This is a genomic window from Hahella sp. NS-SX17, from assembly GCF_057367735.1.
Genome location: NZ_CM170632.1, coordinates 6,970,245 through 6,983,006 on the forward strand (window position 1 = coordinate 6,970,245; position 12,762 = coordinate 6,983,006).

11 protein-coding genes and 1 pseudogene are annotated in these 12,762 nt (G+C 54.2%); 8 read left to right on the plus strand and 4 right to left on the minus strand.

The window, feature by feature from the left end:
* Positions 1-273: 273 nt before the first annotated feature.
* Together AC2IBB_RS31365 and AC2IBB_RS31370 are read left to right on the plus strand one after the other, a co-directional pair.
* Positions 274-591 carry a helix-turn-helix domain-containing protein gene (locus tag AC2IBB_RS31365; protein ID WP_486330561.1) on the plus strand — a complete coding sequence of 106 codons (318 nt, stop codon included), beginning with the start codon at positions 274-276 and terminating at the stop codon, positions 589-591.
* Positions 591-1,601, plus strand: coding sequence for a phage integrase (locus tag AC2IBB_RS31370; RefSeq protein ID WP_486330562.1), 1,011 nt, complete (start codon positions 591-593; stop codon positions 1,599-1,601). Before AC2IBB_RS31365 ends, AC2IBB_RS31370 begins: the two co-directional genes overlap by 1 nt.
* A 280-nt stretch (positions 1,602-1,881) precedes the next feature.
* Here the strand turns inward: AC2IBB_RS31370 and AC2IBB_RS31375 are convergent.
* Positions 1,882-2,157: pseudogene (locus AC2IBB_RS31375) on the minus strand (transposase); the annotation flags it as partial.
* 121 nt (positions 2,158-2,278) lie between these two features.
* Here AC2IBB_RS31375 and AC2IBB_RS31380 point away from each other — a divergent pair.
* The gene (locus AC2IBB_RS31380; RefSeq protein WP_486330563.1) at positions 2,279-2,443 is read left to right on the plus strand and encodes a helix-turn-helix domain-containing protein; all 165 of its coding nucleotides are present in this window, start codon (positions 2,279-2,281) and stop codon (positions 2,441-2,443) included.
* A gap of 24 nt (positions 2,444-2,467) precedes the next feature.
* Here the strand turns inward: AC2IBB_RS31380 and AC2IBB_RS31385 are convergent, their stop codons facing one another.
* A complete protein-coding gene (locus AC2IBB_RS31385) occupies positions 2,468-3,901 on the minus strand; it encodes a DUF1565 domain-containing protein (RefSeq protein WP_486330564.1) in 1,434 nt (477 codons plus the stop codon).
* Between the two features lie 209 nt (positions 3,902-4,110).
* Here AC2IBB_RS31385 and AC2IBB_RS31390 point away from each other — a divergent pair, with 209 nt between their 5' ends.
* The 4 genes from AC2IBB_RS31390 to AC2IBB_RS31405 all read left to right on the plus strand — a co-directional run bounded on the left by AC2IBB_RS31390 (position 4,111) and on the right by AC2IBB_RS31405 (position 8,413).
* Positions 4,111-5,385 (plus strand): M24 family metallopeptidase, encoded by a 1,275-nt coding sequence (locus AC2IBB_RS31390; protein WP_486330565.1) that lies wholly within the window; start codon positions 4,111-4,113, stop codon positions 5,383-5,385.
* A 95-nt stretch (positions 5,386-5,480) separates the two neighbouring features.
* The gene (locus AC2IBB_RS31395; RefSeq protein WP_486330566.1) at positions 5,481-5,651 is read left to right on the plus strand and encodes a hypothetical protein; all 171 of its coding nucleotides are present in this window, start codon (positions 5,481-5,483) and stop codon (positions 5,649-5,651) included.
* Positions 5,648-7,075 carry an aldehyde dehydrogenase family protein gene (locus AC2IBB_RS31400; RefSeq protein ID WP_486330567.1) on the plus strand — a complete coding sequence of 476 codons (1,428 nt, stop codon included), beginning with the start codon at positions 5,648-5,650 and terminating at the stop codon, positions 7,073-7,075. The genes AC2IBB_RS31395 and AC2IBB_RS31400 overlap by 4 nt, the downstream gene beginning before the upstream one ends.
* A 36-nt stretch (positions 7,076-7,111) precedes the next feature.
* The gene (locus AC2IBB_RS31405; RefSeq protein WP_486330568.1) at positions 7,112-8,413 is read left to right on the plus strand and encodes an amidohydrolase; all 1,302 of its coding nucleotides are present in this window, start codon (positions 7,112-7,114) and stop codon (positions 8,411-8,413) included.
* Positions 8,414-8,439: 26 nt separating this feature from the next.
* Here AC2IBB_RS31405 and AC2IBB_RS31410 read toward each other — a convergent pair whose 3' ends face one another.
* Positions 8,440-10,413: a BCCT family transporter gene (locus AC2IBB_RS31410; RefSeq protein ID WP_486330569.1), complete on the minus strand. Its 1,974-nt coding sequence runs from the start codon at positions 10,411-10,413 to the stop codon at positions 8,440-8,442.
* Positions 10,414-10,621: 208 nt separating this feature from the next.
* Positions 10,622-11,521 (minus strand): LysR family transcriptional regulator, encoded by a 900-nt coding sequence (locus AC2IBB_RS31415; RefSeq protein ID WP_486330570.1) that lies wholly within the window; start codon positions 11,519-11,521, stop codon positions 10,622-10,624.
* Between the two features lie 554 nt (positions 11,522-12,075).
* Between AC2IBB_RS31415 and AC2IBB_RS31420 the strand changes: the two genes are divergently transcribed.
* A complete protein-coding gene (locus AC2IBB_RS31420) occupies positions 12,076-12,546 on the plus strand; it encodes a hypothetical protein (protein ID WP_486330571.1) in 471 nt (156 codons plus the stop codon).
* Positions 12,547-12,762: the final 216 nt, after the last annotated feature.

Sequence of the window (12,762 nt, forward strand, 5' to 3'; positions counted from 1 at the left end):
AACACTAATCTCCGTTGTATTGTGTTGTAACTTGTAGGAACGTGGAGGTGCGTATTATTTACGCGCAAAAGAAAGGGCGTCAAGTAATTTTAGTTATTTTGTGCGTACAATTTACGCTTTAACACAGTTAAATAAATAATTTCTACGCCTTCAGGTGTAACAGTAGGTCTTAAATATTCAAATTCTGTGTGCCAAGGTGTAATAATGTGTAGGTACGTGCTCTAACGTGTACCTAACAAAAAATTGTCACTCAATTCATGGGGGAATGCTGTTATGAAATTAAGAGCTGGAGAAAGACTACAGGCATTAAGGGAAATAATCGGTTTGACTCAGCGTGAGTTTGCTGAGCTGCTTGGAATTGAGTACTTCCGGCTCAGGAATATTGAGCAACAAAAGGCCAGAATGGCGGAGGATGAGTTCGCAAAAGTTGGTCAGAAATTCCCAGAAATGCTGCACTGGCTTACATATGAAGGGGAAATTTCCTTAAAAGATTTGAACGCAAGCCAGGCCGAACTCTGCAAAATTGTTGCGGCAAAAATAGCTGCAGGTCATATCCCAGAAGGGTATTACATGGAGGAAAAAATTAGGTAATGGCGATTAAAAAAGTTGCCAGAGGGTGGCAAGTAGATATTCAACCAGAAGGTAGAGGCGGAAAACGAGTCAGGAAAACCTTCACCACAAAGAGACTGGCTGAACAATTTGAAACCGACCAAAAGGCAAAAGCAAACGTAGGCAACTGGACTCCACCAGTAAAAGATAAGAGGCGACTTGCTGACCTCATAAACACTTGGTACGAGTTGCACGGTTATACATTAAAAGATAATGAGAATCGCTTACGCGTTCTTAACGGAATATGTACAAGGCTGGGAAATCCTATAGCCAAAAACTTCACATCTGAAGACTGGTTAACATATCGAAAAGAAAGGCTCTCTCAAAAACTACAACGACGCGACAAACTGGTAGAGCCTAACACCCTTAACCATGAGCATGCCTACTTATCTGCCGTATTTGGGCGGTTAATAAAGCTCAATAACTGGACTCTTGATAACCCTTTAAAGGGAGTATCAAAACTTAATGTGGATGAACCGGAGTTGGTCTATCTGGAGAAAGACCAAATTAAATCCCTTCTCAGAGCCCTAGGTGAGTCAAAAAACAAACACCTCTTAGTCATAAGTAAAATATGCCTATCAACAGGCGCACGGTGGGGCGAAGCAGAAACGCTAAGAGGCGAACAAGTAAAACAAGGGAAAATCCACTTTGCAAAAACAAAAAACAGCAGGGTTAGAGCAGTGCCAATTTCCGCAGAGTTAGAAAAGGAAATACTAGCCGGACGCCCACGATTTGGCAGGCTCTTCCCAGGAACATCATATCAAGCATTCCAGGGAGCGATAGACCGGGCTGGTATTAAGCTACCTGATGGCCAAATGACACATGTGCTGCGCCATACATTTGCAAGCCACTATATGATAAATGATGGCAACATTTTGAAACTACGAGACATACTCGGGCACCAGACCCTGACTATGACATTACGGTACGCTAAGCTCGCCCCAAAGCACTTAGCTGATGCAGTACAAAAAAACCCTCTAGCAACGTTATAGTGTCAACAAAGTGTCAACCGAAACGCGTAACAACGTGCTGCAACGAGAACTCACATCAATACAAATCAATAGCTTATGTAGGTACGTGAAATAACGAACACCATCAAAGCGCACTCATAATCCGTTGGTCCCAGGTTCAAGTCCTGGTGGGCCCACCAACTTTTTCCTTTAATAAACAGCGAATTAGAAAGATCCATCTATCTAAGATCGGGAAAATTTCGTCCAATTTACTGCTAAGTGTCAACGCAAAAATTTTTGTGGTCACATCAGTTGGCGAAGTACGCCGCCGTTTTTTTAACACGGCAAGCTCTTCCGCCTGTTCAGCCAACTGACGCTTCAGGCGGGCGTTTTCCTGGGCCAGCTGCTGCTCTGTTTCGCCACGATCCTGCGCCAGCCGCGCTTTACTGCGCCAATTGTAAAGTTGTGACTCGTGCAGACCCAATTGCCTTGCGGCGGCGCTCACGCCGATACGTTGCGCTAACGCCAAGGCTTGCGCCTTGTACTCGTCGGAGTAACGTTGGCGAGATTTGGAGTTTGATGTTTTCTGTTTGGTCATAGTTCACCTCTGTAGCGTAGTGTACTCGCTTAACAGGGTGTCTATCATTGGTGGGTAGGATCAACGACGCAAGCTTGCGAAAGAAGAACAAACATTTAGCGCGCTTCTTTTGGATGTTCGGATGTCTCTGGCTTTCTCATTGTTACAGTCAACTGAAGCGTCTGATTCCAGTATCGCGTATCAAGTCGGGTATGATTCCGCTTCGCGTTTTTCAGTAAGGTTCAAGAAGCGCTTCGGCTTTTCGCCCAGGGTCATCCGAGAGGGACCAGAGGCGGGAAGCGCCTGAGTCACTTCCCGCCCCCATCTGTTATCACCAATCTGGTCCGATCTGATCGGTATTTTTGATATAAGCGCCAATATTGCCATCAGGATGCAGAGCGGGTGAATCCGCCTTGAGACGGTAGTCATGGTCATCTGCATTCTGGAATTTAGGATCGTTAGTGGTTGTGCTGTTGATATCCGGGGTTCCATTGGGAACGTTCAGGGAGAACTTATCAAAGGTCGCTCCAGCCACCTGCCATTCCGCCAATGAAGCGTAGTTGATCGTTTCACCACTATAGCGCCCCAGCGTAGCGCTGAAGTCTTCCGAATAAAGGTTGTAATCTACTGTTTTCAAGCCCGGTGGGAACTTCTGATCGTCAGTGAAAACATCCCCTTGATAGGTTGTCGTAATGTTAGCGCCGCCGAACAGAATATTGTAGTGAAATTCCACTTCCTTAAAGCCGCGGATATTCAAGTTCGCGCCGATAACCGTATTGTTATGAATCTTCAGCCCTTTATTCTGCGTATTAGCGCCGAAAGTCCAGTCATATATAAACGTGCCTGCCCCATACACCACATTCTGCCGTATCTCCGTATTCATGTGAGCCCCGGGAACGGGCACGCTGACATTAGTGTTGAAGTAAAACGCTTTTGAGACATTATGGATCAGGTTGTTTTTGAAGACGCCGCCCTTGCGCCCCTCGTAGTCCGGGACTTTATGAAAAATGCCGGTGTGCGCATCGAAAAACTCATTATTGTTAACGACAGTTTCATACATACGATAGCTCAGTACGCCAGCGGCATTACCGTTATCCACGCCATCTACGCGAATATGGTGAATGCGGTTATTAGCGATAACGCCATAGCCGACCGTATCCATCCGAACGCCAGCCACATTGGTTCCCGCGCCGCCATCAATATGGTGAATATGATTATTGGTTATGGCGAGATGGAGGTTATCCCGGCCGCTCCCGCTCATAACCCATACGCCGGCCCCACGACATTCACGCAATTCAAATCCCTTAATGACGACATGCTGACGGCCATACAGGGTAAAACAGGGCGCTTCATAATCCATGTCCACCACAGGCCTGGCGTCGTCTTTCGGATAACCGGCGAAAACGATAGGTTTCCCTTCCTCGCCATCGTTTTGCACTCTCACGCCCCAGAGTTTATCGCTACCGGCAATCGGTCCCGGCTCTTTGTACTCACCAGCACGCACGTATACTGTCTCCCCGGCTACCGCCGTAGAAGCCGCTTTCTGCAACGTTTTCCACGGTCCTGTTCCGCCCTCTGACGTCAGATGGCCGTCGTTAGCGTCATCGCCATCCGGACTGACATAACGGGCGCCTGCGACAATCTCAACTTCATCCCCCGAATCGCCTCCGTTGCTGGAAGCGTCGCCCGTCGTGTCGCTTCCTCCGCCACAAGCGCTCAGTGTGAAACAAACCAGGGCCGCCAGGCTCAGCTTTTTATTCTTCATCAATCTTTCCTACAAAACTCCATTGAAGGGGCAGTCTACTGAATCAGAGCTCTCCATCGAATAGTAGATTGGATATAAGCCAATCGTCCGCCACTCTCAGATCGTAAATTGAATTCTCCCTCATTGACTTCTACAGTGGGGGTAAGGGGTATGCCGGAGGAACGGTCGGGCAGGCGCGAACCTGGGTTATAGAATTTGGAGGTGGAGCCATGATGGATAACGACAGCGGTCGCTATTTCAAGGACGCTGAGTACCAGCGTCGCCGCACTCAAGTGAGAGTGGGCATGTCATCGCGGGGGCTGGACGCCTGCCTGATCGCCAGTCCCGAAAATATTTACTACCTCACCGGCCTGGACCACCAAGGCTACTTCGCCAGTCAATTACTGATTTTACCTTCCAGCGGTCAGCCTATTCTCATCACTCGCGCTATGGAAAAAGCCACCGTGCGGGATCAGGCCCCAGACGTCGTGCATATCGGTTACAGCGACGGCAGCGAGCCTCCGCCCGGCGAGGACGATGTCGCTATCTCTGAAGACACTTGGTCGATGACTATGGGCGCGCCTACCCGCGACGCCACTCGCAAACGTCCGAACCTCACGCCTACCGCCGCTGCGCGTGAAACAGTGAAAGCCTTGCACGACGCGGGGTTGGGCAAAGGCGTCATCGGCCTGGATATGAACAGCGCCTTTCTCCCCTACTCCGTCGCCGAAGGGGTCATGAATGGCGTTCCAGACGCGGAATGGCGCCAACTGGACAACTTGGTGGACGACGTCCGCATCGTTCAGTCCCCTGCGGAATTGGAGCTCACGCGGGAGGCCGCCGCCATCTCCGACTCCATGATGCTCTCCGCCATCGCCGCCGCAGGTCCTGGCGTGAATGCTCGGGAAATCATGGCCGCGATTTATGACGCCATGTTTCGACGCGGCGGCACCTATCCCGGATTTGTGCCGCTGGTGCGCTCTACCCGCACTCTTGCTCACGAACACGGTACTTGGGAGGACATGGCGTTGGAGCGAGGCGATCTTTTATTCCTGGAAATGGCCGGTTGTGTGCGTCGCTACCATGCGCCTGTCGGCCGCTTCGTGTTTATTGGCGAAGCGCCCAAAGAAGCGCTGCGAATAAATACTATTTGCCGGGAAGCCATGCTGGCCGCCGCCGACACCATCAAACCCGGCGTAAGAGCGGGCGATGTATACGAGGCCTGGCAAGCCGTACTGGATCGCAATAACCTGGCGCATTATTCCCGCCACCATTGCGGCTACTCCATCGGCATCGGCTACCCGCCCAGCTGGTCCGGCAGTGGCGTGCCCGTGGGGCTTCGCCGCAATTCCGACTTACAATTAAGGGAAGGTATGACCTTTCATTTGATGAGCTGGCTGCTCAATTCCGGCCTCGGCGACGCCTTCTTATCCGACACCGTGGAAGTCACCTCCAATGGCTGTGAATTTTTAACCACAGTGAACCGGGAAGTGCTGTATCGTTAACATGGGTTGCGGACGTCGCACGCGTCCGTTTACAACCCCCAAGGAAGAAAGCGACGGCGCGCCAAGAACAGGCCCGCCGGAAAATGGAGCCGTCCGTGAACCTTACGCCACAGAACAACAGCCTAAGCCTCTCTCAGCTGCTGACCCGATCGAATTGGGAACGCTGCGACTGCCATTTCTTCGCCTCTTTTGACGCCACCCACGCAGACATCGACCGCTTTACTGGTGAATTCGGTCGACTGCCAAAGCAGGAGATCTCGCAATGAGCATGATTGAAGTCTACAACCCCTTCACTCGCGAACTGGAGTACTCGCAACCCTCGCAGTCGTTCGAGTCTGTGAGCATGCGCATCAACGACGCTCAAGACGCGTCCTATTATTGGCGCAGACTGAAACCCGAGGAGCGCGCCGATCATGTGATGAATGCATTGGATTACTTCCGCCACCATCGCAGCGATATCGTTCAAGGCATCACCCGGGAAGTCGGCAAGCCTCTGAAAGCCGCCGGAGAGGAGTTGGACTTCATGCTCGAACGCGCGGAATACCTATGCCGCTTCGCCAAAGACGGCGCCTTACGGCCAAGCCGGCATCCTGAATATGAAGACGCCAGCTTTGAAGGCCGTATCGAATGCCGCGCCAAAGGCGTCGCCTACATTATCACGCCTTGGAACTACCCTCTGTTCTGCGCTATCAATGGGACCGTCTGCGCTTTGCTGAGCGGCAGCGCCGTGGCGCTTAAACACACCACCACGCCCTCTGTCGGCGCTCACTTCGAAAGGGCCTTCGCGGTGATGGCGGGCATCGAAAACCTGTTGATCAACGTGACCGTGGACTTCGACGTATCCGCACGCATCATTGAAGAAGCCGACATCAATCACGTAGTGTTTACCGGCTCGGTGCAGGGAGGGCGGGTTATCCAGCAAAGCGTCGCCAAACGCGCGTTCAATGAGGTTCCTGACCCATTCATCGCCTGCTCTCTGGAGCTGGGAGGCAGCGACGCCGCTTATATCGCCGAAGACGCCGAGCTTGACGACGCCGCCTTCTGGGCGGTGAGAATCGGACGCCTGCATAATTCCGGACAATCCTGCTGCGCCGTCAAACGTATTTACGCTCACACAGCCATTTACAACGCTTTCCTTGATAAAGCCCAAGCCATTATGGAAGAGCAAAAGAACGGCGATCCAATGGCGGAGGATACGACTTTGGGCCCCTTGCATGGCGGTGAGGCGGCTGTGAACAACCTGCTGACGATGAGTCAGGAAGCGCAACAAGACGGCGCCAGTCTGCGCAGCGGAGGAGACGTTGAGCGCATTGGAGTCGTAGACTTTCTCAAGCCCACCTTACTGGCCGACGTGAAGCCGGGTATGCGCGTTCTACAGGAAGAAACATTCGGTCCAGTCCTGCCGGTTATGTCTGTCGGCAGCGATGATGAAGCCATAGAGCAAGTGTTGGATAGCGCCTACGGTCTGACCTCCTCTATCTTTACGACTTCCCGGCAGCGTGCGGAATACTATATAGAAGCCATGGAAACCGGCACCGTTTTCGTCAACCGTTGCAATTTTGTGGATGCGCGCCTGGGATGGATAGGCCAGCGCAGTTCCGGCAACGGCTCCCTGGCGTTGGCGCCGGAGGGGCTGCAGGCGTTCAGCGCCCGTAAATCCGTTAATCTGGACCCAAGCAAGCTGCGCTGATGGCCAGCATTTCAATACATTACTAATGAGGCCATTATGAGCGGTTTCCCCCCTTTCCCAGACGCTGCGCAACAACAAAAGTTAAGCGCCATACGACGCAGTTTTCATCGCGAACCCGAGCTTTCCTGGACCGAGTTTCGCACCAGCGCGCGCTTATGCGCGGAGCTATCTGAACTGGGATTCGCCATTCAGTACGGTAAGGACCTGTACGGCGAACAGACGCCTTCCAACCCGCCTGAGGCGGAAGTCACTCGCCAGGCTTACACACGCGCCGAAGCCGCCTTGGGACGCAACGATCTCTATCTCGCCGCCATGGCGGGCAACCTGACCGGACTATGCGCCACAATGGAAGGCGCTCACCCTGGCCCTGTCTGGGGCTTTCGCTTTGATATTGACGCCCTGCCAATTCAAGAAAACCGCGACCAAGCGCATCCACCCGCCGCGCAAGGTTTCGCTTCGGACAATCCCGGCGTGATGCACGCCTGTGGTCACGATGGTCACCTGACCATTGGATTGGGGCTCGCGCAACGTCTATCCGCAACTCGGGAACAATGGGGCGGCCGCGTACATCTGTTTTTTCAACCCGCAGAGGAGGTCGGCGGAGGCGGTACGATATTCGCAGATCTTCCGCAATTGCTGGAGGTCGAACGCTTCATGACCTTGCATCTGGGTATCGTCGACGCTTACCAGATCATCTGCGACGCCACCTGGATATGCGCCGAAATCTATGACGTCCGATTTCGGGGGCGCGCCAGTCACGCCGGCAACGCGCCGCAGGATGGCCGCAACGCCTTGCTGGCTGCCTGTCAGGCAGTGCAGGGATTATACGCCCTGCCCCGACATAGCGGGGGATTATCACGCATCAACGTCGGGCGCTTTCATTCCGCCAACGCCCACAATGTCATTGCTGACGATGTGAGCTTCCGATATGAAGTGCGCGGAGCCAATAACGATGTGGCCGATTACATGGCGCAGCAGGCGGAGCAAGTATTGGGCGGCGCGGCGATGATGAATGGCGTGGAATATGAGAAATCCGTCTTCGCCGAGTTTTCAGGGTGGCCCAACAGCCCGGAACTGGCGACCAAAGTGGAAAAAGTCGCGCGCAGCCTGGGATTACCGGAGGAGCTACTGCAACGTCCGTATCTGGTTCCAGCCAGTGAAGACGCTGGTTATATGGTGCGGCGAGTGCGGGATCAAGGGGGGCTGGCCACCCATTTGATTTTGGGATGCCCAGTGGGAGACGGTCATCACAGTTGCGCTTTCGATTTTGACGAGCGCTTATTGCCCTGGGGTGTGGAGCTGTTCTATCGCATGGTGGCCGACGGCGACGTGGAGTAACCTCGCCGTCGGCGCAGAGAGAGCGATTAACGCAGCAGGTGCAGGAAGTGCATGTGCTTGTGGTACTGGTCGATGATGTCGTTGATCACCGCGACTTTGCTCCAGCCCATCACATCGTAGTCCTGCCCGCCTTCGCGCAAGTGCACCTCAGCGCGGTAGTAGCGCACCTCTTCCGGGGCCTCTTCAATAGACTCTTCCGGTTGGATGAAGTTCGGCTTCACATGAGAGCGGCTGCGCACCTCGTAGATAAAGTCCACTTCATTGCCCAACATCACTGTCAGGCGTACGCGATGGCGCTCCTTGTCTTCTTCTACATGCGCATCCAGGTCATGCTCCCGCAGCTCCTTGCAAACGGACTCGCAAGCGGGTTTGGCGATGGTTCCCAAGAAACGGCTGACGTTCTCTTTATCCGGGTAGTCGACAATATTGGACAAGCGGTCGCGCCAGTTTTCATCATGCACCATGGGCGCCGCCGGCTGCACATTGAGCTGCAGACTGTCCCGTTTAAATGCATCAATTCGCAGAGCTTTGATCAGACCATAAGTGGCGATCAGCAACACCACGGCGAACGGCAGCGCACTCGCGATCGTCATGGTCTGCAATGCGCCCAGGCCGCCCGCCGCCAACAGCACCGCGGCGACCACGCCTTCGCCGCCAGCCCAATAAACACGCTGCCAGACAGGCGTATCGTCACGCCCATTGGAGCAGAGCATATCCACCACCATGGAACCGGAGTCCGAGGACGTCACGAAGAACACAATCACCATCACGGTCGCCAACAGCGACAATATGCCGGAGAAAGGGAATTGCTCAAGAAACGCGAACAGCGCAATGGTAACGTCGCTGGACACCGTATCTCCCAGTGACGTCAGGCCATCATTAAGAATCATATTAATGGCGGTATTGCCGAAAAAGGTCATCCACATCAGGGTGAAACCCGTGGGAACGAACAGCACGCCCATGGCGAATTCGCGGATGGTGCGTCCACGGGACACCCGCGCAATAAACAGCCCCACAAACGGCGCCCAGGACATCCACCAGCCCCAGTACAGAATTGTCCAGCCGCCAATCCAGTCTGTTTTCTCGTAAGCAAATAAGTTAAAGGTGTTGCGTACGATATCAGAAGCGTAAGACCCGAGGTTCTGCACGAACGCTTGCAGCAGAAACACCGTTGGTCCCGCCAGCAGCACAAAACCCAATAAAAGCACCGCCAGCGCCATGTTCAATTCGGACAGGCGGCGTATGCCTTTGTCGAGGCCTGTGGTGACGGAAAGTATCGCCAGGAACGTCACGAAGACAATCAACACCACTTGCGTCGTCAGACCTACCGGAATATCAAAGAGATGGTTTAAACCAGAGTTGACCTGCAACACGCCGTACCCCAGCGAAGTCGCCACGCCGAACAGGGTGCCAATGACGGCGAAAATATCCACGGCGTGTCCGATAGGGCCGTATATTTTCTCTCCAATTAATGGATACAGAGCGGAACGCAGCGTCAGCGGCAACCCGTGACGATAACTGAAAAACGCCAGGATCAGCGCCACGATGGCGTAGATCGCCCAGGCATGCAGTCCCCAGTGGAAAAAGGTGATCTTCATGGCTTCGCGCGCCGCCTGCACCGACCCGCCGTCACCGACTGGCGGCGACAGAAAGTGCATCACAGGCTCCGCCACGCCGAAGAACATGAGGCCGATCCCCATACCGGCGGAGAACAGCATCGCGAACCAGGTTATGTAGGAGTAATCCGGAGTGGAGTGGTCGGGCCCCAGTTTGATCTCGCCATAACGGGACAGCCCGAGAAAGCAGACGGTGATCAGAATGATCGCCACCGTCAGCACGTAAAACCAACTGGCGTTGGCGACAATGGCCGCCTGCAGCTCAGTGAACAACTCGCTGGCTTTCTCGGGAAACAGAGCCGCAAAGGCCACCAGCAATACTATCAGTCCAGAGGAGGTAAAAAAGACAGGGGGATTTAAACGCGCTTTCGGGCTCCCATTCATAATGTGTCCTTAAGTCGTCGTGCATTTGATTCGATAAGGTCGCAGGACGCGCATCCCACGAGCCTTAGAGTTACCCAGCAACCGCAGTGCGCAAGATTTATCTCCAGCGTCTTCCGCGATCATGTAGACAGGTTGTTCAACAACCAGTTACGCGTGCCTAGACAGGCGTTTATGCCTGCCTAGTATACCTTATCAAGCGGATTGATGCTCAGACGCAAACCGTCTTCACCAACTCGCCCACCCAATCAAGAAAGACTCGCACTCTTCGGGACAGCTGCCTGCGATGGGGATACATCGCATAAATCTGCATGACTTCCGCTCTTGCGTCCGGCAGGACTTCAATCAAATCTCCCGACCGCAACAAATGCCGCACATCGTATTCCGGCGCCTGTAACAACCCCATGCCCGCCAACGCGCAGGCTACATAGGTCTCTGCGTTGTTCACCGTGACCCAGCTGCGCATCTCTACGTAATGTAGCTCCCCATCCCGTACATATTCCCAGGGCTCGGACCGGCCACTATTAGGAGAGGCGAATTTGACGGCGCGATGATCGCTCAGCTCCTCGGGGGATTGCGGCGCCCCGTAACGCGCCAGATAGGCGGGGCTGGCGCAGTTCACCATTTCCATTTTCCCCAAGGGGCGCGCCACCAGACTGGCCGCGCCCGGATCGCCCACCCGCACGACACAGTCCACGCCTTCCTGTATCAGATCAATCGTACGGTCCGTCGCCCCCAGTTCCAGCTCAACGTCCGGATAGCGTTCAAAAAAGTCTGGTAACGCCGGCGCAATGACTCGGGAGCCAAAGCGACTGGGAACATCGACTTTCAACCTCCCACTCACTCTCGCCCCTGGCTCGCGGAACATGCTTTCAATCTCTTCGATTTCGGTCAGTAAGTGCCGACAGCGCTCCAGCAAGGCGGCGCCATCATGCGTCAGGCTGACGCGTCGAGTAGTGCGATGCAGCAAACGAGCGCCGAGACTGGCCTCAAGCTTCTGCACCACAGAAGACACCGTGGAGCGAGGCAACTCGCACAGATCCGCCGCCCGGGTGAAGCTGCCGGTTTCCGCCACCCGGGCGAATACCTGTAACGCATCGATCCTATCCATACCCGCTCTCTATTATTCGCAACTAATGGACAGATTATGCAGCAGAGCCGCCATTATGCGGAAGAAGCGTACAGATAGAATACAGTCAGGTCAGGCATTCGCTTGACCCATCCACCTTACAGAGGAGCAGGACATGAGTACGCAATCCCTTACGTCGCACACACTCAAAGATAAAGTCGTCCTCATCGGCGGCGGCCTTAAGCCCCTTCACCCGCACCGGTCTGACTGATCCTCAGGATATTGTCACCCTGGTGCGCTATCTGGTGACGGAAGGTTGGTGGATCACCGGGCAAACCATTTTGGCCAATGGCGGTTACACCACCAAATAGCGCGCAGTTTGCACTAAATGTCTGGGTGGGCAGACGCCGCCCAGGCGTTTAAGGCTTATGCGGGCCGTCCAGATGAACAGATGAACAAAAGCCGCCTGGGCCCAGACCATACCTCCCGCAATTTGCAAACCGTTACTGTCCGCTAAGAAAGTACAACTGAAATTGACTCAAGCATAAATTAGCATCGCAGGTTAACACTACAACACTGCAGAGGGTCGATACACAATGCGTCTTTCCCCCGCCAAGCTGTTGCTAATCATTCAGTGCTCCACGGTTTTTCTGTCCGCCTCAATCATGATCGAAGGCAGTCGCATTATGCACAGCGACTTGGTGACGGGAGGCCTGATGATCGCCATCTGTCCCTTACTGCTAATGTTCCTTGGGCACCGGTTGGGACGCGAGTGGGTGTTTGAATCCCTGCGCGCGCTGGACGACGAGGCCAATCCGCAAGAATGTGAGCGCAACGCCGCCGCTTCGTTGCTGCGCTTGAGCACCATCTGCGTCAGCCGTACGCTGCTCAAACTGGCGGGCATTCTGCTGGCGGTGATTGTGACTCCCGCATTGCTGCTGCCGGAAATCCTGCAAACGCCAGATGTCTGGCAACAGGCTCTCACCAGCTCGATTGCAGTTATCCTTCTGCTGATCGCAGCCCAGGTTACTCACAACAGCCTGGCCACACGCCCCACCATGAGATAGGCGCGTCCCCCAAGAATCTGTACTTTTCGCGGCGACTAGCCCCGGGAGACAGGGCCTGACCTGTGCGGGCCCTGTCGTTGCAGACAAATAGATGGAAGTTATTTCTCTGCCTAAATTAATAGCAATGAAGGCGCCGCGGAGAGTGCGTACTTTCCGCAGTGCCAGATGGACAATATCCATAGGCCCTCCGGTCGACTAGACTAACCAGCACAGCCG